Raw genomic sequence first — 22,830 nt, 5'->3', positions numbered from 1 at the left:
CTTCCGGGGCGATGGAGGCAGATCGTGTGGGCAGTCGTGATCGCGGCGGTGCTGGCGGGCGGCATGGGAGCGGCCTCGGCCGGTGAGGCGTCGCCCTGGCGGCACGCCCCTCTCCCGGCGAAGAAGGGGCACGACGGCTTCAGTTCGGTCGCGGCCGTCGGACCGAGGAACATCTGGGCCGCCGGATCGCAACCCGCCCTGCTCGAACGCTTCGACGGCAGGCGGTGGCGGTCGATGCCGATGCCCGGCGCGATCACCGCGCTGTCCGCCTCGCCCTCCGGCGACGTGTGGGCGCTCACGTCCGGTCGGGCGCACCGCTGGGACGGCACGAGGTGGCGGGCCGTGCGGTCGGTCTCGAAGCAGGCCTACGTGCTGCTCGCCGCCGTGCCCGGCGGGGCCTGGGTGTCGGAGAAGGACCGGCTGAGCCGGTACGACGGCAAGCGGTGGCACCCGGTGCCCACTCCGGCCGACCTCAAGGTCAGCGGCGTCCGCTTCCAGGGGGGAACGGTCTGGGTGCTCGGCCGCTTCGAGACCGGCACCGCCGACTACGACCCGGTCGGCCGCAGCACCCCCGCCGTGCTGCGCTGGAACGGCCGCGCCCTCGAACGGGTGCCGGTCCCCGTGCGGGCGGACGTCCGCGGCCACCTCAACATCGACGACGTCGTGGTGGGCCGGGGCGGCGACCTGTGGCTCGCCGGATACTCGGTGCTCGACGGCGAACGCCTGCCCGTCCTGCAGCGTCGCGGCGGGAGGTGGACGGCGCTGACCCCGCCGCGCACCCGCCCGCCGGAGGCCATCGAACCCGACGGGGCGGGCGGCGTCTGGTTCGATTACGGCCTCGACCAGCCGCTCTGGCGCAACCGGGCCGGGAAATGGACGAAGGTCGCCGCGCCGAAACCGCCGCCGGGCCGCGCGCTCGGCCTGTTCACCCACTCGGGCAGCGGCGTCACGGCGCACATCCCGGGCACGACGCTGCTGGTCAGGGCGGGGGCGACGCACATCCCGCAGGGCCGGCTGATCAATCCGGAAACGAGCGAGCGCGCATACGCGTCGACCGACCGGTTGTTGGTGACCGGCCCGTACCGGTGATTAATAGACGGGGTTTGTCGGTCCTTTCGAATTTCATTTCCTGAATGTCAATATTTCGATTGTTCAGGGATTTTGTTAGCGTCCTTGCGCGATGCCAAAGATCATCTCCGCGTCCCAAGGAGCTCGATGATGTCTGCACCATCCCTCCTGCGGAGGAGGGCGTTCGGCGTGCTGATCGCCGCCCTGACCGTGGCCGGACCGGCCGTCGCGCCGGCTCCGGCGGCGGCCGACACGCCGACCCTCGTCGTCGTGAAGACCCTCGCGCCGGTCGACGACGTCCACGTCATGACTCTCCACAACCACGACTCGCCGGCCCCGCCCCATTCGCAGTTCCTCCTTCTCGGAGGGATGCGGTCGACCGACGCGCGGGGCTACCTGCGGTTCGACCTGTCCTCGCTGCCCGAGGGCGTGATCCGGTCGGCCGCGCTGCGGCTCGCCGCCGTCAAGACGCCGGTCTGCGGGCCGGTGGCCAGGGAGGGCATCGAGGTGCGCCGGGTCACCGAACCCTGGGCCGCCGACTTCCTGCACTGGGGCAACACGCCCCTCTCGACGCCTGAGGACGCGGTCACCGCCCTCGCCGACCTCCCGTGCGGGGTGCCCGCCGGTCAGACGGAGTGGCCGGTCACGGGCATCGTCCAGGATTGGGCGGCGGGTGCGGAGAATCACGGCCTGGTGCTCCAATCCCCGGACGAGTCCACCGACGACGGCGTCTGGTACTTCTCGTCCTCGGAGAACACCTCGTACTCCGCCCCTCTTCTCTCGGTCACGATGGAGGTCCCCTCGACGCCGTCCGCCAGCGGGTTGAACGTCTCGCAGAGCCACCGTGAAGGCGACCGTCTCTGGCTGGCCGGGACCGCGCCCAGCATGTTCACCGTGGTCCGCGACCCGGCGGGCGGGCGGTTGACGGCCGAGTTCGAGATCGAGCACGACCCCGCCGTCCCGGGCCAGGGCACCGGAGTGATCTGGAGCGCCATGTCGTCCCCGACGTCCAACACCCCCAAGCCGCTGGTCCGGGTTCCGGCCGGCCTGCTGGAGTTCGGCTGGCAGATCCGCCTGCGGGTGCGCGCCCACAACGTGACGGCGGGCACGGTCTCCGCCTGGTCGCCGTGGCAGTCCGCGACCCTGTCCGACGTCGTCCCCGAGATCACCGGACCGGAGATGACCCCGTCCCAGGAGTCCGGCGGCGTGACGGTGACCACGAGCCTCACCCCGACGTTCAGCGCCACCGCGAGCCACCCGTTCGTCGACCCGCTGTACGTGGCGTTCGAGATCGAGCACGACCCGGACGCGCCGGAGCAGGGCACCGGCTACATCTGGTCGGGCGCCGAGCCGGACGACCCGGCCTCGGGGGCGCGGACGCAGGTCACCGTGCCCGCCGGGGTGCTGCAGGACGGCTGGCGGCTGCGCTGGCGGGTGCGCGCGAACGGGGGGCCGTTCGTGTCGCAGTCGGAGTGGCGGACGTTCACGGTCGACCTGGACCGATGATCCGGCCAAGCCCGGCGGCCGTCGGCGGATGCCCTGCGGGGGCGCACCCGTCCGGCGGTCGCCGCGGCGGCCGACCTCTTCGCCGTCGGGTTCATGACCGCGTTGCCGGGCCATTCGATTGAGAATCCGGAATGTCAATCATCTCCGCGTTCAAGGAGTTCGCTGATGTCACGCCGGTCCCTCCTGCGCAGGAGGGCACTCCCTCTGCTGGCCGCCGTCATGCTTCCGACCGGCCTCACCGCCATCCCGTCCGCGCACGCCTCAGGCTCGACCACGGTCGAGGTCGTGCACGTGTTGAACGCCGTCGAGGACGTCAGCGTGGCGTCGCACAGCGACGAGACCATGCCGGCCCCGCCGGGCAACGAACTCCTCTTCCTCGGCGCCTTTCCCGACAGCACGAGGGGCCGGGCCTATGTCAGGTTCGACACGTCCCGACTGCCGGCCGGCGTCGTCACATCGGCCACGCTCCGGCTCGCCAACTACTCCGCGCCGTCGTGCGGGTCCCAGACCGGTGAGGGGATCGAGGTCCGGCGGGTCGTCGAGCCCTGGACCGACGGCTTCCTCCACTGGGGCAACAAGCCGGGCTCCACGCCGGATGACGCCTACATCGCCGCCGCCGAATGCGACGTGCCGGCCGAGCAGGTGGAATGGCCGGTCACGGGCATCGTGCAGGACTGGGTCGACGGCACGTCCAACTACGGATTCGTCCTCCAGCACCCTGACGAGACTCTCGACGACGGTTACTCGCGCCTCGCGTCGGTGCAGAACACCGAGCTGGCCCCGCCGCGACTGACGGTCACGATGACCGTCTCGTCGGCGCCCGCGTTCCGGCGGGTCGTCATGCAACCCCTCTCGACGGACGAGAGCACCCTCATCGCGACGGCGCCTCGGTTCGTGATGGTCATGGACGACCCCATCGGCGGCTGGCTGTCGGGCGAGTTCGAGATCGAGCACGACCCCTCCGCGGGCCAGAGCGGGCAGATCTGGAGCGGCTTCTCCGCGTGGGCCAGGTCCGGCAGGCAGAGCATGGTGCAGACGCCGCCCGCCGGGCTGCTTCAGGACGGCTGGCACGTCCGCTGGCGCGCGCGGGCCAGGAACCTGGACGCCGGCACGGTCTCGGACTGGCTGCCCTGGCAGCACGTCGTCGTGGACATCGCCGCTCCTGAGATCCACTCGCCCGAGGTCGTCCCGTCCACCCGGACTGACGGCACGACCGTGATCACGAGTCTGACGCCCGAACTCCGTGCCGTCGTCAATCATCCGTACAGTGACCTGTGGGTGGTGAACTTCGAGATCGAGCACGATCCGGACGCACCCGGCCAGGGGACCGGCCCCATCTGGGGCGGTGGTTACAAACCGGGGAACATGGCGAACGGAGTCAAGAAGGCGGTGGTGCCGTCCGGTCTGCTGGCAGACGGATGGAAGATCCGCTGGCGGGTCACGGCCACGTCGAAGGCGCTCGTCACGGTGTCGTCCGACTGGCAGAAGGCCACCGTCGACGCAGAGTCATGACCCGGATGCCACCGGCCGAAGGGTCTCGGGGGTCAGGTCGGCGATGGTCGGGTAGCCGTCCACGGCCATGATGAGATCGGCCTCGGCGAGGATCGTCCGCAGCACGTGGACGATCCCGTCGGCGCCCCCCAGCGCCAGCCCGTAGGCGTAAGGGCGGCCGATGCCCACGGCGGTCGCGCCGAAGGCCAGGGCCTTCACCACGTCGGCTCCCGAGCGGACGCCCGAGTCGAACAGCACCGGCAGGCCCCCGGCGGCCTCGACCACCTCGGGGAGCACGTCCAGGGCCGGCAGGCCTCCGTTGGCCTGCCGGCCGCCGTGGTTGGAGCAGTAGAGGCCGTCGATCCCGGCGTCCGCGGCGCGGCGGGCGTCGTCGGGGTGGCAGATGCCCTTCAGCAGCAGCGGCAGGTTGGTGGTCGAGCGCAACCACGGGAGGTCGTCCCAGGTCAGCGGGTTGCCGAAGATTCTCGCCCAGTACGCGGTGGCGGCCTGGGGGTCGTCCTCGGGGGTGCGGGCCAGGCGGGACCGGAAGACCGGGTCGGTGGTGTAGTTGGCCAGGCAGTGGCCCCGAAGCTGGGGGAAGTTGGCGGTGCTCAGGTCGCGGGGGCGCCAGCCGGTCACCCACGTGTCGAGGGTGACGACCAGGGCGCGGAAGCCGGCCGCCTCGGCGCGGTGGATCAGGCTCTCGGCGACGTCGCGGTCGGCCGGGGTGTAGAGCTGGAAGAAGCCCGGCGCCGGGGCCAGTTCCCCGGCCACGTCCTCCAACGGGTCGACGGAGAACGTCGAGGCGATCATCGGGACGCCCGTGCGGGCCGCCGCCCGGGCGGTGGCGAGGTCGCCGTGGCCGTCCTGGGCGCACAGGCCGATCACCCCGATCGGGGCCAGGAAGACCGGGGTGGGCAGCCGCATGCCGTACAGGTCGACGTGCAGGTCGCGCTCGACGGCGCCGGCCAGCATGCGGGGGAGCAGGCCCCAGCGGCGGAAGGCGGCGACGTTGGCGCGCTGGGTGTGCTCGTCGCCGGCGCCGCCCGCCACGTACGACCAGATCGACGGCGGCAGTGCGGCCTCGGCCCTGGCCTCCAGGTCGGCGAAGGCCATCGGCAGCGGGGGGACCCGCCCGTGCAGGCCGCCCGAGTAGATGTCGTTCTGGTAGTCGCCGAAGCGCGGGTTCATGCCCGTGTTCTCTGGTAGACGCGCAGGTTGAGGGTGACCAGGCTGAGCAGCGGGACCGGGGCGCCGAGCAGGCGGGCGCGCCGCACCAGGTCGCCGAAGATCTCCTCGACCTCCACGGGGCGGCCGCGGACCAGGTCGCGGTAGGCCGACGACGTCAGCGACGAATGGGGGGCGGTGACCGTCTTGCGGGTGCCGTCGAGCGACTCCTTCGGCACCGGGTGGCCGGCGGCCTCGGCGACGGCGGCGCACTCGTCCACGACCGCGTGGGCGAACTCCGTCCCGCCGGGGGTGGAGGCGACCTCGCCGATCGTCGCGCGCATGAGGCACGTCACCGCGCCGGTCGCGGCGATGAACACCCATTTGGCCCACATCTCGCCGACGATGTCCGCCGCGAGGCGGGTCTCGAAGCCCGCGCCCCCGAGCACGCCGACCAGTTCGTCGGGCGGGGGGCCGGCGCGGGAGCCGTAGGTCAGGCTCTGCACGTCGGCGAGCCGGAGGATGTCGCCGTCGGCGTCGACGGTGGTGCTGACCATCACGACCCCGCCGAGGACCCGCCGCTCGCCGAAGCGCCCGGCCAGCTCGTCGAGGTGCCGCATCCCGTTGAGCACGGGCAGGATCAGCGTGTCCGGCCCCACGGCGGGGGCGAAGTCGTCCATGGCCGAGCGCAGCGCGGCGGCCTTGACCGAGACCAGGACCAGGTCGAACGTCGAGGTGATCTCGTCGGCCAGGATCGTGCGGGGATGGAGCGTCGTGTCCTCGCCCAGGCCCACGATCCGCAGTCCGCGTTCGCCGATCAGCCGGGCCCGTTTGGGACGGACCAGGAAGGTGACGTCTCGGCCCGCCTGAACGAGTCGGCCGCCGAAGTAGCCGCCGACCGCTCCTGCCCCCACGACCAGGATCTTCATCACAAAAACGTATGCAGAATACGTTTTTCCCCACAATCCAGGAATGGTCAAAACCTCGGCGTGTACGCCGCGACCGCCTCGTCGTCCCAGGCGATGCCCAGCCCCGGCCCTCTCGCGGTGATCCGGCCGTCGACCGGCCGGTAGGGCTCCCGCACGACCGCCCCGGCGAGGTCGAGGTGCTCCACCCAGCCGGCCGACGGGGTGACGGTCATGGCGTGCGCGCTCGCCTCGACGAACAGGTGGCTGGAGACGGGCAGCGAGGCCGCCTCGGCCTGGCCCGCCGCGAGGGTCCAGCCGGTGAAGCCGCCGATCTTCATGATGTCGAACATGGCGAAGTCGCAGGCCCCCGCCGCGATGGCGGCGTGACAGCCGGCCGGGAACCACCAGTTCTCGCCGGTCTGGACGCGGATGTCCGTGGTGCGGCGCACATAGGCGTGCCCGGCGAGGTCCTCCGCCTGGACGGGCTCCTCGACCCAGTAGAGGCCGAACCCGTCGAGCCGGGCGAGGCGGCGGCGGGCCTCCTGCGGGGTGAGCGACTGGTTGTAGTCGACCATGAGCTCGACGTCGGGGCCGATGATCTCGCGGACCCGCGCCACCACCTCGACGTCGCGGGCGGCGTCGGGATGGCCGAGCTTGATCTTGACCGCGCGGAACCCGCTCTCGACCGAGCCCCGGAGGGCCCGCTCCTCCTGGACGGGGTCGATCATCCCGTAGCTGTCATAGGCCCTCAGCGGGGTGGGCTCCCCGCCGAGCAGCGTGGCGACGGGCAGGCCGGTGAGGTGGCCGAGGGCGTCCCAGAGGGCCATCTCGACGCCCGACACCACCATGCCGGCGACGCCCTGCAGGCCGGGCAGCCGGAACCTGGCCTGGAAGTCCCGCATCCGGGCGCCGGGCGCGAGGGCCTTCCCGGCCAGCCCGGGGGCCAGTTCCCCGGCGACGGAGGCGAGCGCGGGCAGCAGCGCCGCATCGTAGGCGAACACGTAGGAGCGGCCGGTCACGCCGCCGTCGGTGACCACGTCGAACAGGAGCAGCGGGGCGGCCGTGATCGAGCCCGAGGCGGTGCGCAACGGCCGCGCCATCGGGACGACCACCGGACGCGCCCGCACCCGCGAGATCGTCTCGGCTCCCACAGTCCAACCCCATCACGGGAACCCTCTGCTGCCGTTAAAGCGCGGCTGAATTCAGCGCGACTTCAGCGCCGCCGTCCATGCTCCGTCGCACCGCACCACCCACCGAGCCACCGATGAGACTGTGCGAGGAACGGATGAGTGAGATCCCCGACTTCCCCATGAACCGCGGTTGCCCCTACCACCCGCCCGCCGGGTACGAGCGGCTGCGGGCCACCGGCGTCGCCGCGCCCGTCCGCCTGTACGACGGGCGGACCGCCTGGGTGATCACCGGGCACCCCGAGACGCGGGCGCTCCTGCTGGACCCCCGCCTGTCGTCGGACCGGTCGCGGGCCGACTTCCCGGTGCTGGTGCCCCGGATGGCCGCCTCGAAGCTGGTCGCGCTCGTCGGCATGGACCCGCCCGAGCACGACGTGCAGCGGCGCATGCTCGCCCCGAGCTTCACCGTCAACGGGCTCAAGAAGCTGCGGCCGGTGATCCTGCGCATCGTCACCGAGCGCATCGACGCGATCCTCGACAAGGGGCCGGGGGCCGACCTGGTGCCCGAGTTCGCGCTCGCGGTGCCGTCGACCGTGATCTGCGAGCTGCTCGGGGTGCCGTACGGCGACCACGACTTCTTCGAGGCGCAGACCAGGAAGATGCTGATGGCGACCAGCAGCGCCCAGGACGCGGCCGACGCGGCCGTGGCGCTGACCGCCTACTTCGACGAGCTGATCGACCTGAAGCTCGCCGAGCCGGGCGAGGGCGTCGTCGACACCCTCATCCGGGAGCGGCTGGCGACCGGGCAGCTCACCCGCGCCGAGGTCGCGTCGATCTCGATGTTCCTGCTGGTCGCGGGGCATGAGACGACCGCCAACATGATGGCGCTCAGCATCCTGACCCTGCTGGAGCACCCCGACCAGCTCGCCGTGCTGCGCGACCATCCCGACCGGGCCAAGGACCACGTCGAGGAACTGCTGCGGTTCCTGTCGGTCGCCGACGAGCTGCAGCGCGTCGCCGCCGCCGACATCGAGGTCGGCGGGGTGACCATCCGCGCGGGCGACGCCGTCTACCTGCCCAACGCCGCCGCCAACCGCGACGAACGCGTCTACACGAATCCCGACGCGCTCGACCTGAACCGCGACGCGCGTGGTCACCTGGCCTTCGGGCACGGCGTGCACCAGTGCATCGGGCAGAACCTGGCCCGCGCCGAACTGGAGATCGGGCTGCGCGAGCTGGTCACCCGGGTGCCCGGCCTGCGCCTCACCGAGCCCGTCGAGGCGCTCGGGGTCAAGCCGGGCGGTTCGGTTCAGGGCATCCACCGGCTGCCCGTCACGTGGTGAGCCGCTCTTCCAGGAAGCCCGCGACGGCGGCGGGGGTCGGGTAGTCGTACAGCAGGACGGGCGGCAGGGTCAGGCCGGTCGCCTCGCACAGCCGGTTGCGCACCTCCAGGGCGCTGAAGGAGGAGAAGCCGATGTGCAGGAAGTTGTCCTCGGGGCCGATCTGGTCGGGCGCGGCGTGGCCGAGCACCTCGGCGGCGTGCACCCGCACCAGGTCGAGCAGGGTCGTCTCGGCCGGTCGCTCCTCCGGGCGGCCGGTCCCCGGGTCCGAGCCCCACCAGTAGTGCTCCCGTTCGAACGGGTAGGGCGGCAGGTCGGCGGGCGGGCCCGCGGGATGCCAGGCCGACCAGTCGACCTCGCCGCCCGCCGCGTGCAGCCGGGCGACCAGCGACGCCACCGCCTCCGGTTCGGGCCGGTCCCGGGTCAGCGCCGGGAGCACGAGGGCGTCGTCGGGCAGCGCCCGCGCCGCCATCGGGGTGAGCACGGCGTCGGGGCCGACCTCGACGAACGTGCTCACCCCGGCGGCGCGCAACGAGGCGACCACGTCGCCGAACCGGACCGTGTCGCGCAGGTGGCGCACCCAGTAGTCAGGGTCCTTCAGTTCCTCGTACGCCGCCTCGCGGCCGGTCACCTCCGACACGAGCGGGATGGCCGGTGCGTGGAAGGTCACCCGGGCCGCCGCCGCGCGGAAGGCGGCCAGGGCCCCGTCCATGTGCGGCGAGTGGAAGGCGTGGCCGACCCGGAGCCTGCGGGTGCGGTGGCCCCGCGTGGTGAACCCGGCGGCGATCTCGGTGACCGCGTCCGCGTCGCCCGAGACGACCACGGCGGCCGGGCCGTTGACGGCGGCCAGGTCGACCCGTCCCCGGTAGGCCTCCAGCACCTCGGCGACCTCGGCCTCGGTCGCCTCGACGGCCGTCATCGCGCCGCCCTCCGGCTGGGCCTGCATCAGCCGGGCCCGCGCGGCGACCAGGGCGCAGGCGTCCTCCAGCGACAGCACCCCGGCGGCGTGCGCGGCGGCCAGCCCGCCGAGCGAGTGCCCGGCCACCCGCGTGGGCGGCGGGGCGAGCCGCTCCAGCAGCCGGAACAGGGCGACCTCCAGGGCGAAGAGGGCGGGCTGGGCGTACTCGGTCCGGTCGAGGGCGGCCGGGTCGCCGCCGAACAGCAGCTCCTTCAGCGGACGGTCGAGATGGGGGGCGAACGCGGCGGCGACCTCGTCCAGCGCCGCCGCGAAGGCCGGCCACTCCTCGTAGAGGCCGCGGCCCATGCCGGGGCGCTGGCTGCCCTGGCCGGTGAACAGGTACGCCGTGCCGGCGCGTTCGGCGGCCACCGCGCGGACCAGGTGCCGCGACGGGCGGCCCGCCGCGAGGTCGGCCAGGGCGCGCAGGCGCTGGTCGCGGTCGCCGGGCAGCACGACCGCCCGGTGCCTGAGCGGGGTGCGGCCCAGCGCCAGGGTGCGGCCGACGCCGGTGTCGTCCAGGCCGGGGTGGGCGGTCAGGCGGTCGAGCAGGCGGGCCGCCTGGGCCTGGAGGGCGGTCTCGGTGCGGCCGGACAGCGGCCACGGCGCGGCGGGCGAACCGGCTTCCGCCCCATCGGGCGAGGACGAGGGCGCGGGCGCCTCCTCGATGATGACGTGGGCGTTGGTCCCGCTGATGCCGAAGGACGAGACCCCGGCCCGGCGCGGCCGTTCGCCCCGGGGCCACGGCACCGGCTCGGTGAGGAGGCGGACCGCGCCGCTCCCCCAGTCGACGTGCGGAGTCGGCTCGTCGACGTGGAGGGTGCGGGGCAGGGTCTCGTGCCGGAGCGCCTCGATGACCTTGATGACCCCGGCCACCCCGGCGGCGGCCTGCGTGTGGCCGATGTTCGACTTCACCGACCCCAGCCACAAGGGCTCGGCCCGGTCCCGCCCGTACGTCGCCAGGATCGCCCCCGCCTCGATCGGGTCGCCCAGGCGGGTGCCGGTCCCGTGGGCCTCGACGGCGTCGACCTGCTCGGGGGTGAGCCGGGCGTCGGCGAGCGCGGCCCGGATCACCCGCTCCTGCGTCGGGCCGTTGGGCGCGGTCAGGCCGTTGGACGCGCCGTCCTGGTTGACGGCCGAGCCGCGCAGCACGGCGAGGATGGTCCGGTCGTTGCGCCGGGCGTCCGAGAGGCGTTCCAGCAGGAGCAGGCCGACCCCCTCGGCGAAGCCGGTGCCGTCGGCGGCGGCGGCGAACGCCTTGCAGCGGGCGTCGGGGGCCAGCCCGCGCTGGCGGCTGAACTCCACCAGCAGCACCGGGGTGGCCATCACCGTGACCCCGCCCGCCAGCGCGAGGTCGCACTCGCCGCTCCGCAGCGACCGGGCGGCCAGGTGCATGGCCACCAGCGACGAGGAGCAGGCCGTGTCGACGGTCACCGCCGGGCCCTCCAGGCCCAGGTGGTAGGCGATCCGCCCGGTCGCCACGCTGGTCGCGTTGCCGGTCATCAGGTGGCCCTCGTAGCCGTCCGGCACCCGGTCGGGCGGCGGCACGTAGGCCTGCGACACCACGCCGGCGAAGACGCCGGTCCGGCTGCCGCGCAGGGATCCGGGCGCGATCCCGGCCCGTTCGAAGGTCTCCCAGGCCGTCTCCAGCAGCAGCCGCTGCTGCGGATCGGTGGCGGTCGCCTCGCGCGGGCCCATGCCGAAGAACGCGGCGTCGAACCGGGCGGCGCCGGACAGGAAACCGCCTTCCTTCGTGTACGCCGTCCCGGCGTGGTCCGGGTCGGGGTCGTACAACGAATCGAGGTCCCAGCCCCGGTCGGCGGGGAGGCCGCCGACGGCGTCGACACCTGCGTCGAGCAGCCGCCACAACGCCTCGGGGTCGTCGGCGCCGCCGGGCAGGCGGCAGGCGGCGGCCACGATCGCGATGGGCTCGTGCTGCCGGTCCTCCAGTTCGCGGACGCGGCGCCGGGCCTGGCGCAGGTCGGTCGTGGTCCGCTTGAGGTACTCGCGCAGCCGGTCCTCGTTGCTGGTCATGTCGTCTCCAGGGGTCACAGCGGGTCGAGCTCCTCGTCCAGGGCGCGGAACAGCTCCTCGTCGGTCGCCGCGGCGAGGTCGTCGTCGGGCTCCTCGGCGGGGCGGGAGCCCTCCTCCCAGCGCCACAACGCCGCGCGCAGCCGGTCTTTGATCTTCGTGAAGCCGGGTCCGTCGGTGGTCACGGCGGCCAGCAGCCGGTCGAGTTCGGCCGCGGTGTCGCCGGAGGTGTCGTCGGTGGTGTCGCCGGGCGCGAGCAGGCCGCGCAGGTGGGCGGCGAGCGCGGCCGGGGTCGGGAAGTCGAAGGCGAGCGTGGTGGGCAGCCGCAGCCCCGTCGCCGCCGCCACCCGGTTGCGCAGCTCGACCGAGGTCAGCGAGTCGAAGCCGATCTCCTTGAACGCCTGGTCGGCGGCGACCCCGTCGGTTCCGGCGTGCCCGAGCACGGCCGCCACCTGCTCCCTGACCAGGGTCAGCAGCGCCTGCTCCCGGTCGGGCCCCGGCAGCGCGGCCAGCCGCTCGGCCAGGCCGGCGGGGGAGACCGGCGCGTGGCGGGCGGCCCGCCGCACCGAGGGCGCGCGCACCAGCCCGCGCAGGACCGGCGGCACCTCCCCGGCCTCGGCCCGCGCCCGCAGCGCGGCCTCGTCGAGCACGGCCGGGACCAGCAGCGGCCGGTCGGCCCGCAGGGCGGCGTCGAACAGCGCCAGCCCCTCCTCGGCCGACATCGGGGTGAGCCCGCCCCGGGCGATGCGGGCCAGGTCGGCCGCGCCCAGGTGACCGGTCATGCCGCTGGCCTCCCGCCACATGCCCCAGGCGAGGGAGGTCGCGGGCAGCCCGCGCTCCCTGCGGTGCGCGGCGAGGGCGTCGAGGAAGACGTTGGCGGCGGCGTAGTTGGCCTGCCCCGCGCCGCCGAGCTGGCCCGACGCGGAGGAGAACAACACGAAGGCGTCGAGGTCGCCGGTGAGCTCGTGCAGGTTCCAGGCGGCGTCGACCTTGGGGCGCAGCGCCGCCTCGATCTTCTCCGGGGTCAGCGAGGCGAGCACGCCGTCGTCCAGGACCCCGGCCGTGTGGACGACCGCGCGGAGCGGCCGGTCGTCCGGGACGCTCGCCAGCAGGCCGGCCAGCGCGGCCCGGTCGGCCGCGTCGCAGGCCGCGATCCGCACCTCGGCCCCGGCCGCGGTCAGCTCGGCGGCCAGGTCGGCCGCGCCCGGCGCGTCCGGGCCGCGCCGGCTCGTCAGCAGCAGGTGCCGCACGCCGTGCGCGGCCACCAGGTGCCGGGCCAGCGCCGCCCCGATCGTGCCGGTCCCGCCGGTGACCAGCACGGTCCCCTCCCGTACGGGCGGCAGCGTCAGCACCAGCTTGCCCACGTGGGCCGCCTGGGCGAAGTGCCGGAACGCGGCCGGAGCCTGCCGCACGTCCCAGGTGGCGACCCGCGACGGGCGCAGCGCCCCCGACGCGAACAGCGCCAGCACGCCCTGGAAGGCGTCGGCCACCTCCTCGACCGGCATGTCCAGCAGCTCGAACGGCAGGTACGCCACCCCCTCCTCGGCGAGCGCGCGGGGGTCGCGGGGGTCGGCGATGCCCATCTCGACGAACCGGCCGCCCGGCGGCAGGAGGCCGAGCGAGGCGTCCAGGAGGTCGCCGGTCAGCGAGTTCAGCACGACGTCGACCTCGCCGAAGCTCGCCGCGAACTCATCGGTGCGGGAGGAGGCGATGCGCTCCGGCGGCACGCCCAGGGCACGCAGCGCGGCCCACTTCGCGGGGCTCGCCGTGGCGTAGACCTCCGCGCCCAGATGCCGGGCGAGCTGCAGCGCCGCCAGCCCCACGCCGCCCGCGGCGGCGTGCACGAGCACCCGTTCCCCCGGCTGGACCTGGGCCAGGGTGACCAGACCGTGGTAGGCGGTGGTGAAGACGGCCGGCACGCTCGCCGCCTCCGCGAACGACCAGCCGTCCGGGATCCGGGCGAGCAGCCGGTGGTCGGCGACCGCGACCGGCCCGACCGCGCCCGGCGCCAGCCCGAAGACGCGGTCGCCGACGGCCAGACCGGCGACCGCCGACCCGGTCTCCAGCACGACGCCCGCCGCCTCCGCGCCGAGCGGGGTCGCGGAGGGCACCATGCCGAGCGCGGTGAGGACGTCGCGGAAGTTCAGCCCGGCGGCGCGGACCTCGATCCTGACCTGGTGCGGGGCCAGCGGGGCCAGGGCCTCGGGGAAGGGCGCGGCGTGCAGGTCGTCGGGGGAACCTCCCGGGGTCGCCAGCCGCCAGGCCCCGCCGGGCAGGTCGAGCGGGGCGGACCGGCTCACGCGGGTCAGCCGGGGGACCAGCGCGACGCCGTCGCGGAGGGCGAGCTGCGGTTCGCCGGCGGCCAGGGCCGCCGGGAGGGCGGCGGCCGAGGCGTCGTCGACGTCGACGACGACGATCCGGCCGGGGTTCTCGGTCGCGGCCGACCTCGCCACCCCCCACAGGGGAGCCGCCGCCAGGTCGACGTGGTCGCCGGGGCGCACGGCCACCGCGTTCCTGGTCACGATCGCCAGGCGCGAGGCGGGGTCGGGCTGGTCCGCCAGCCAGGCGGTCAGCCGGTCGACCAGGGCCCGCACGTTTGCGGCCACGGCCCGGGGGACCCCGCCGTCGGCGACGGTGGCGGGCCACTCGACCACGGTCACGTCCGGGGTTTCCGCTTGCACCAGGGGAATCTCGGTCCAGGCCGGTTCGTACAGCGACGTGGGTTCGGCGGTCCGCGCCGTGGGGGCCGCGCGGAGGGTCAGGGACTCCACCCGGGCGACCGGGGCGCCCGCCGGGTCGGCGAGGGTGATGGTGACGGTGTCGTCGCCGGCGGGGGTCAGGGTGGCGCGGAGGGCGGTGGCCCCGGTGGCGAACAGGTCGACGCCCGACCAGGCGAACGGCAGCCGCACCCCCTCGCCGAGGAAACCGCCCAGGGCCATGGCGTGCATGGCCGCGTCGAACAGGGCCGGGTGGAGGGCGAAGCGGGCGGCGTCGTCCTCGTGGCCGTCGGGCAGGCGGACCTCCGCGTGGACGGTGTCGCCCGCCCGCCAGGCGGCGGTGAGGTTGCGGAAGGCGGGACCGTACTCGTAACCGAGGTCGGCCAGCCGGTCGTAGAGGTCGTCGACCTCCAGAGGGACGGCGCCGGGCGGGGGCCAGGCGGTCGCCCCGTCCGGTTCGCCGGGGGTGGCGGGGGCCAGGGTTCCGGCGGCGTGCCGGGTCCACTCCTCGTCGCCGCCCCGGCGGGAGTGCACGGTCACCCGGCGGCGGCCGGACTCGTCGGCGGCGCCCACCTCCGCCTGGAGGCGCACGCCGCCGTGTTCGGGCAGGTGGAGCGGGGCTTCGAGGGTGAGTTCGTCGACGCGGAACGCGGTCCCGGAGAGCTGCCCGGCCTGGAGGGCGAGTTCGAGCAGCGCCGTCGCCGGGAGCAGCGCCGTGCCGCGCACGGCGTGGTCGGCGAGCCAGCCGTGGGAGTCGCGGGAGACCCTGCCGGTGACCACCAGCGCGCCCGTCTCGGCCAGCACGGTGGCCGCGCTCAGGAACGGGTGCTCGGCGGCGTCCAGGCCGAGGCCCCCGGCGTCCCCGCCCACCGAGGGGCCGGTCAGCCAATAGCGCTCGCGCTGGAAGGCGTAGGTCGGCAGGTCGGTGACGCCCTGCTCCGGCAGGTGCCAGGTGACGGGGTGGCCGTCGGCGTGGAGGGCGGCCAGGTTCAGGTGGAACTGGTCGAGGGTGCCCTTGTGGCGTCGGAGAGTGCCCGTGACCAGCAGCGACGGGTGTTCGAGGGTGTCCTGGACGGCCGTCGTCAGGACCGGGTGGGGGCTGGCCTCGACGAAGGTGGTGTGGCCGTCGTCCAGGAGCTTGGTGAGGGTCTCGTGGAAGCGGACGGGGTTGGCGAGGTTGTCGAACCAGTACTCGGGGGTGAGGTCGGCGGTGTCGGTGGTGACCGTGGAATAGAGGGGGATGGCGGCGGGTCGGGGGCGGATGCCGTCGAGGAGGGTGAGGAGTTCGTCGCGGAGACGGTGGACGTGGGGGCTGTGGGAGGCGTAGTCGACGGGGATCTTGCGGGCGTCGAGGGTGGTGAGCAGGTGGTCGAGCTGTCCCGCGTCTCCGGCGATGACGGTGGCGTTGGGGCTGTTGGTGGCGGCGATGTGGAGGTCGTCGTAGGGGGTCAGGAGGGCGGCGACCTCCTCGGCACCTTTCTGGACCGACGCCATGCCGCCGGTTCCGGCGAGGGCGAGTAGTGCCTTGGAGCGGAGGGTGACGATCTTGGCGGCGTCGTCGAGGGTGAGGGCTCCGGCGATGTGGGCGGCTGCGATCTCTCCCTGCGAGTGGCCGATGACGGCGTCGGGGTGCACGCCGTGGTGTTCCCAGAGGCGGGCCAGGCTGGTCATGACGGCGAAGAGGGCGGGCTGGATGACGTCGACCCGATCGGGCGACGGGCCGTCGAGCACGTCGATCAGGTTCCAGCCGGCATACCGTTCGATCGCCTCGGCGGCGGCGTGCAGGTGGTCGGCGAAGACGGGGGAGGTGGCGAGCAGGTCGCGGGCCATCCCGTCCCACTGGGAGCCCTGGCCGGGGAAGACGAAGACCGTCTTGCCCAGCGGCCTGACCTGCCCCCGCACCAGCAGCGGGTCGGGCCGGTCGTCGGCCAGGGCGGTGAGGGCGGCGAGCAGCGCCTCGCGGTCGCCGGTGACGACGGCGGCCCGGTGGGCGAGGGCGGCGCGGCCGGTGGCGAGGGTGCGGGTCAGGTCGGACGGCAGCAGGTCGGGGCGGGTGGTCAGGTGGTCGCGCAGCCGGGCGGCCTGCTCCCGCAACGCCCGGGGGTTGTGCGCCGACAGCAGCACCGGCGCATCGCCGAAGGACGCCTCGGCCTGGGGGCGCGGGGCGGGGGCCTCCTCGATGACGACGTGGGCGTTGGTGCCGCTCATGCCGAAACCGGAGATGCCCGCGCGGCGGGTGCGGCCGGTCTCCCGGGTCCAGGGGCGGGCCTCCGTGAGGAGGCGCACGTCGCCCGCCGTCCAGTCGACGTGGGGGGTGGGCTCGTCGACGTGCAGTGTCTTGGGCAGCACCCCGTGCTGGAGGGCCTGGACCATCTTGATGACGCCGCCGACCCCGGCCGCCGCCTGGGTGTGGCCGATGTTCGACTTCAGCGAGCCCAGCCAGGCCGGTTCGTCGCGGTCCTGGCCGTAGGTGGCGAGGAGGGCCTGCGCCTCGATCGGGTCGCCGAGGCGGGTGCCGGTGCCGTGCGCCTCGATCGCGTCCACGTCGGCGGGGGACAGGCCGGCGTCGGCCAGGGCGGCGCGGATGACCGCCTGCTGCGACGGGCCGTTGGGCGCGGTCAGGCCGTTCGACGCGCCGTCCTGGTTGATCGCCGTCCCCCGGATCACCGCCAGGACGGGGTGGCCGTTGCGGACGGCGTCCGACAGGCGCTCCACCAGCAGCAGGCCCACCCCCTCGCCGAAGGCGGTGCCGTCGGCGGCGGCGGCGAACGCCTTGCACCGGCTGTCGGCCGACAGGCCGCGCTGGCGGCTGAAGCCGATGAAGATGTCCGGATGCGACAGGACGGTGGCGCCGCCCGCCAGCGCGAGGTCGCACTCCCCGTCGCGCAGCGCGCGGACCGCCAGGTGCAGGGCCACCAGCGAGGCCGAGCAGGCGGTGTCCACGGTGACGGCCGGTCCGCGCAGGCCGAGGGTGTACGCGATCCGCCCCGACGCGATGCTGCCCGCGCTGCCGATGCCGAGATAGCCCTCCATGTCCGGCGGGAGCCGTACCCGCGAGCCGTAGTCGGTGTAGACCACGCCCGCGTAGACGCCGGTGGCCGAGCCGTGCAGCGAGGCCGGGTCGATGCCGGCCCGTTCGAACGCCTCCCAGGCGGTCTCCAGCAGCAACCGCTGCTGCGGGTCCATGCTGACCGCCTCGCGCGGGCTGATGCCGAAGAAGGCGGGGTCGAACCCGGCGGCGTCGTGCAGGAAACCGCCCTCGCGGGCGTAGGAGGTGCCCGCGTGGGAGGGGTCGGGGTCGAACAGGCGCTCCAGGTCCCAGCCCCGGTCGGCCGGGAACGGCGAGATGACGTCGCGCTCGCCCGACACGACCGACCACAGGTCCTCGGGGGTGCGCACGTCGCCCGGATAACGGCAGGCCATCGCCACGATCGCGATCGGCTCGTCGGCCCGGCGCGGCGTGGCGGCGACCGGGGCGGCGGGGGCGTCGGCGCCCAGGAGCTCCGAGCGCAGGAAATCGGCCAGGGCACGCGGCGACGGATGGTCGAAGACCAGCGTCGTGGGCAGCTTGAGGCCGGTGGCCGTGGCCAGCCGGTTGCGGAACTCGACCGCCGTCAGGGAGTCGAAGCCCAGGTCCTTGAACGCGCGGGTGACGTCGATGCCGCTCTGGTCCGGGAAGCCCAGCACGGCGGCGGCCTGGGTGCCGATGGCGTCCAGGAGCAGCCGTTCCTGGTCGGCGGGCGAGCGCCCGGCCAGGGTGGCGAGCACCGGCGTGCCCGCGGCCGCGGTGACCGGACCGGCGAAGGGCCGCAGCGGCGGCGGCAGCAGACCGGCGGCGGCCAGCGCGCGCAGCGCGGCGGTCGCCGGGCGGGCCGCCACCAGCGCGGCCCGCGCCGAACCGAGCGCCAGCCCGAACAGCGGCGCGCTCTGCCCCGCGCCCGCCGGGACCAGCCCCGCGCGGCCGGACCCCGGCTCCTCCTCCCGGGGCCCCCACGCGACGGCGACGCCGGGCAGCCCGAGCGTGGCGCGGTGGTGCGCGAGCGCGTCGAGGTAGGCGCCGGTCGCGGCCCGCGCGCCCTGCCCGGTCCCGCCCAGCACTCCGGAGACGTGCGGGGTGAGCAGCACGAACAGGTCGAGGTCCAGGCCCAGGGTCAGTTCGTGCAGGTTCCACGCCGCGTCACCGGCGCGGCGCAGCCCGGTGGTGAACTGCTCGGGTGTGTACGACGTGAGCACCGTCTCCACGTCGGCGTCGGCGACGTGCACGACCCCCGTCAGCGGGTGCTCCGCCGGGAGCAGCGCCAGCGCCTCGGCCAGCGACTCCCGGTCGGCCGCCCCGTCGGCGGCCACCATGACGTCCGCCCCCAGCCCCCGCAGCCGCTCGGCCAGGCCCGGATCGCCCCCCACGAGGAGGAGGTGGTCACGCCCGAGCACGGTGACCAGATGCTCGGCCGCCGCCGCGGCGAGATCGCCGGAACCCGAGACCAGGACGGTACCCGAGCCCCTCCGCGGCTCCGACGGGAAGTCGGCCGGGGCGGCGGTGACCAGGCGCGGGACGTGCGCGACCCCCTGCCGCAGCGCGACCTGCGGCTCGTCCAGCGCCAGCGCGGCGGGCAGGGCGCGCAGCGACGACTCGTGGCCGTCGAGGTCGACCAGGACGATCCGCCCCGGATGCTCCGACTGGGCCGCCCGGACCAGCCCCCACACGGGCGCGGGCGCGAGGTCCTGGACGTCGCCCGCGGCGACGGTGACGGCGTGCCGGGTGACCACCACGAGCCGGGCGGGCGAGTCACCGGCCAGCCACGCGAGCAGCTCGGGCAGCAGGGTGCTGGCCGAGGTGACGGGCAGCAGCGTGAACGCCGCGTCGTCCGGGTCGGCCGCGTCGGATGGGGCCAGGCCGGGGATGCCGGGGGCGGCCACCGTCCAGGAGGCGGCGGGGTCGGCGGGCAGCGGGGTCTCGGGCCAGGTCAGGGTGAGGAACCGGTCGGGGCGGGCGCCGGCGGGCCGCAGCCCGTCGAGCCGCCGCAGCGTGACCGACCCGACCGTGGCGACCGGAGCGCCGTCGGGGCCGGTGACGGCGAGGGCGAAGTCGTGCTCCCCGGTCCGGGTCGCGTGGAGGCGGAGCGTGGTCGCTCCCGGGCCGTGCAGGACCACGCCGCGCCACTCCGCCGGCACGGCGGCCGGGCCCGCCTCGGCGAGCAGCGGCTGGAGCGCGGCGGTGAGGAGGGCGGGGTGCAGGGCGTGCCGGGGCGCGTCCGGGGTCGCCGGGCCGGGCACCTCGGCGAAGACCTCGTCGTCCCGCCGCCAGAGCCGGGTCAGGCCCTGGAAGGCGGGGCCGTGGTCGTGGCCCGCGGCGGCCAGGGCCTCCTGGACCTCGGCCACGTCGACCTCCACCGCGCCCGGCGGCGGCCAGGCCGGAGCGGCCGGGGCCGGTGCGCCGGGCGGGGCCAGCACGCCCGAGGCGTGGCCGGTCCACGGGACCTCCTCCGCGTCGCCGGGGCGCGCGAACAGGGTGAAGGGGCGCTCGCCGTGTTCGTCCGGCGGGCCGACGGTGAGCTGGAGGTCCACGCCGCCCTCGGTGGGCGGGCTCAGCGGCGGGCCCGCGACCAGCTCCGCGACCGCGAGGCCGCCGAGTGCCCGCCCGGCCTGGAGGGCCAGGTCGAGGTAGGCGGCCGGGGGCAGCACCGGCGTGCCGTGGATCGTGTGCTCGGCCAGCCACGGGTGGACGCGGGCGGCGGCCCGCCCGGTCAGCAGGAGGGTGTCGGTCGCGAGGGTGGTCGAGGCGGGCAACAACGGGTGGCGGGTGGCGCGCAGGCCGAGGCTCTCGGGGTCGCCGGGGGCGGCGGCGTCCTCCAGCCAGTAGCGCTCGCGCTGGAAGGCGTAGGTGGGCAGGTCGGTGACGGCGGTCCGCGGGAGGCGCCAGTCGACGTCGTGGCCGCCGGCCCGCAGGGCGGCCAGGTTCAGGTGGAACTGGTGGAGGGTGCCCTTGTCACGGCGCAGGGTGCCGGTGACCAGCAGGGCGGGGTCGTCGACGGTGTCCTGGACGGGGGTCGTGAGGACCGGGTGGGGGCTGGCCTCGACGAAGGTGGTGTGGCCGTCGGCGACGAGCCTTTCGAGGGTCTCGCGGAAGCGGACGGGGTTGGCGAGGTTGTCGAACCAGTATTCGGCGGTGAGGTCGGTGGTGTCGGTGGTGACCGTGGAGTAGAGGGGGATGGTGGCGGGTTGGGGGCGGATGCCGTCGAGGAGGGTGAGGAGTTCGTCGCGGAGGGGGTGGACGTGGGGGCTGTGGGAGGCGTAGTCGACCGGGATCCTCCGGGCGTCGAGCGTGGCGAGCAGGTGGTCGAGCTGGGCGGGGTCGCCCGCGATGACGGTCGCGTTGGGGCTGTTGGTGGCGGCGATGTGGAGATCGTCGTAAGGAGCCAGGAGGGCGGCGACCTCCTCCGCGCCCTTCTGGACCGACGCCATGCCTCCGGTTCCCGCCAGCGCGAGCAGCGCCTTGGACCGCAGGGTGACGATCTTGGCGGCGTCGTCGAGGGTGAGGGCTCCGGCGATGTGGGCGGCGGCGATCTCCCCCTGCGAGTGGCCGATCACGGCGTCGGGGCGCACGCCGTGGTGTTCCCACAGGCGGGCCAGGCTGGTCATGACCGCGAACAGGGCGGGCTGGATGACGTCGACCCGATCCGGCGACGGGCCGTCGAGCACGTCGATCAGGTTCCAGCCCGCATACCGTTCGATCGCCTCGGCGGCGGCGTGCAGGTGGCCGGCGAAGACGGGGGAGGTGGCGAGCAGGTCGCGGGCCATCCCGTCCCACTGGGAGCCCTGGCCCGGGAAGACGAACACCACCTTCCCGCGCGGAGCCGCCACCCCCTTCACGAGGTTCGCGTGCGGCCGGTCGGCGGCCAGGGCGTCGAGCGTGGCCAGCAACGAGGCCCGGTCGGCCGCGACGGCCACGGCGCGGTGGGGGAGCGCGGCCCGTCCGGTGGCGAGGGTGTGCGCGATGTGCGACGGTCCCAGCTCGGGGCGCGCGGCGAGGTGGTCGCGCAGGTGCCGCGCCTGTGCCCCCAGGGCCTCGGCACTGTGGGCGGACAGCAGGACCGGGACCGGGCCCGTAACCGCCTCACGCGTCTCCTCGGGGTTCGGCGGCTGCTCTTCGAGGATGACGTGGGCGTTGGTGCCGCTGATGCCGAAGGACGACACCGCCGCGCGGCGCGGGCGGTCGTCGCGGGGTTCCCACGGGCGGGCCTCGGTGAGGAGCCGGACCGCGCCGCTGTCCCAGTCGACGTGCGGGCTGGGTTCGTCCACGTGCAGGGTTTCCGGCAGGAGGCCGTGGCGCATGGCGTGGACCATCTTGATGACGCCACCGACCCCGGCCGCCGCCTGGGTGTGGCCGATGTTCGACTTCAGCGAGCCCAGCCAGGCCGGTTCGTCCCGGTCCTGGCCGTAGGTCGCGAGGAGGGCCTGCGCCTCGATCGGGTCGCCGAGGCGGGTGCCCGTGCCGTGCGCCTCGACGGCGTCCACGTCGGCGGGGGTCAGGCCCGCGTCGGCCAGGGCCGCGCGGATGACCCGCTGCTGGGCGGGGCCGTTGGGGGCGGAGAGCTGGCCGCTCGTGCCGTCCTGGTTGACCGCGGTGCCGCGCACGACCGCCAGGACCGGGTGGCCGTTGCGGACCGCGTCCGACAGGCGTTCGACCAGCAGCAGGCCGACACCCTCGCCCCAGCCGGTGCCGTCGGCCGCCGCCGCGAAGGCCTTGCAGCGGCCGTCGGGCGACAACCCGCGCTGGCGGCTGAACTCGACGAACAGGCCCGGCGTGGCGATCACGGTCGCGCCGCCCGCCAGCGCGAGGTCGCACTCGCCGGCCCGCAGCGCGCGGACCGCCAGGTGCAGCGCCACCAGCGACGACGAGCAGGCCGTGTCGATCGTGATGGCCGGGCCGACCAGGCCCAGCACGTACGACAGGCGGCCCGAGGCGACCGAGCCCGCGCTGCCGGTGCCGATGTAGCCCTCCAGCTCCTCGGGGGCCTGCCGGATCCGGCCGCCGTAGTCGGCGTACATGACCCCGGCGAACACGCCCGTCCGGGAGCCGCGCGCCGACTCCGGGTCGATGCCGGCCCGCTCGAACGCCTCCCAGGCGGTCTCCAGCAGCAGCCGCTGCTGCGGGTCCATGCTGACCGCCTCGCGCGGGCTGATGCCGAAGAACGCCGGGTCGAAGTCGGCGGCGTCGTGCAGGAAACCGCCCTCCTTCGTGTACGTCCTCCCCACCCGCGCCGGGTCGGGGTCGTACAACGCCGGGACGTCCCAGCCGCGGTCGGCGGGGAACGGCGAGATGGCGTCCACGCCCTCGGAGACGACCCGCCACAGGTCCTCGGGCGACCGCACGCCGCCCGGATAGCGGCAGGCCATCCCGACGATCGCGATCGGCTCGTGGCGGGCCGACTCGAGCTCCGACAGGCGCTGCCTGGTCTGCAGCAGGTCGCCGGTGACCCGTTTGAGGTAGTCGCGGAGCCTGGCCTCGGTGGTCATCGC

General features: G+C 74.8%; 9 protein-coding genes. 4 read left to right on the top strand and 5 right to left on the bottom strand.

Annotation, left to right across the window (positions count from 1 at the left end; genetic code table 11):
• The first annotated feature begins 24 nt into the window (after positions 1–24).
• From QSK34_RS10120 to QSK34_RS10110, 3 genes are all read left to right on the top strand, one after another.
• Positions 25–1,089, top strand: coding sequence for a beta propeller repeat protein (locus QSK34_RS10120; protein WP_285582503.1), 1,065 nt, complete (start codon positions 25–27; stop codon positions 1,087–1,089).
• A gap of 129 nt (positions 1,090–1,218) precedes the next feature.
• On the top strand, positions 1,219–2,574 hold the full coding sequence (locus tag QSK34_RS10115) for a DNRLRE domain-containing protein (RefSeq protein WP_285582501.1): 1,356 nt from the start codon (positions 1,219–1,221) through the stop codon (positions 2,572–2,574).
• A gap of 165 nt (positions 2,575–2,739) precedes the next feature.
• On the top strand, positions 2,740–4,086 hold the full coding sequence (locus tag QSK34_RS10110; protein WP_285582499.1) for a DNRLRE domain-containing protein: 1,347 nt from the start codon (positions 2,740–2,742) through the stop codon (positions 4,084–4,086).
• Here the strand turns inward: QSK34_RS10110 and QSK34_RS10105 are convergent.
• Genes QSK34_RS10105 through QSK34_RS10095 form a run of 3 tightly spaced genes read right to left on the bottom strand, consistent with a single transcriptional unit; the run spans position 4,081 to position 7,291 of the window.
• Complete coding sequence (locus QSK34_RS10105; RefSeq protein ID WP_285582497.1) at positions 4,081–5,256, bottom strand: alpha-hydroxy-acid oxidizing protein; 1,176 nt, start codon at positions 5,254–5,256, stop codon at positions 4,081–4,083. The two genes, QSK34_RS10110 and QSK34_RS10105, sit on opposite strands and share 6 nt — an antisense overlap.
• Positions 5,253–6,161 (bottom strand): ketopantoate reductase family protein, encoded by a 909-nt coding sequence (locus QSK34_RS10100; RefSeq protein ID WP_285582494.1) that lies wholly within the window; start codon positions 6,159–6,161, stop codon positions 5,253–5,255. Before QSK34_RS10100 ends, QSK34_RS10105 begins: the two co-directional genes overlap by 4 nt.
• Before the next feature lie 47 nt (positions 6,162–6,208).
• A complete protein-coding gene (locus QSK34_RS10095; protein ID WP_285582492.1) occupies positions 6,209–7,291 on the bottom strand; it encodes an enolase C-terminal domain-like protein in 1,083 nt (360 codons plus the stop codon).
• Between the two features lie 134 nt (positions 7,292–7,425).
• Here QSK34_RS10095 and QSK34_RS10090 point away from each other — a divergent pair, with 134 nt between their 5' ends.
• Complete coding sequence (locus QSK34_RS10090) at positions 7,426–8,610, top strand: cytochrome P450 (RefSeq protein ID WP_285582490.1); 1,185 nt, start codon at positions 7,426–7,428, stop codon at positions 8,608–8,610.
• Here QSK34_RS10090 and QSK34_RS10085 read toward each other — a convergent pair.
• Positions 8,600–11,596, bottom strand: coding sequence for a type I polyketide synthase (locus QSK34_RS10085; RefSeq protein ID WP_285582488.1), 2,997 nt, complete (start codon positions 11,594–11,596; stop codon positions 8,600–8,602). The genes QSK34_RS10090 and QSK34_RS10085 overlap by 11 nt on opposite strands.
• Positions 11,597–11,610: 14 nt before the next feature.
• Positions 11,611–22,827, bottom strand: a complete 11,217-nt coding sequence (locus QSK34_RS10080) for a type I polyketide synthase (RefSeq protein ID WP_285582486.1) — start codon at positions 22,825–22,827, stop codon at positions 11,611–11,613.
• Positions 22,828–22,830: the final 3 nt, after the last annotated feature.

Source organism: Herbidospora sp. NBRC 101105, assembly GCF_030269205.1.
GTDB classification, from domain to species: domain Bacteria; phylum Actinomycetota; class Actinomycetes; order Streptosporangiales; family Streptosporangiaceae; genus Herbidospora; species Herbidospora solisilvae.
The sequence above is the reverse complement of the archived record's forward strand: the minus strand, read 5'-3'. Positions and strand labels throughout refer to the sequence as shown.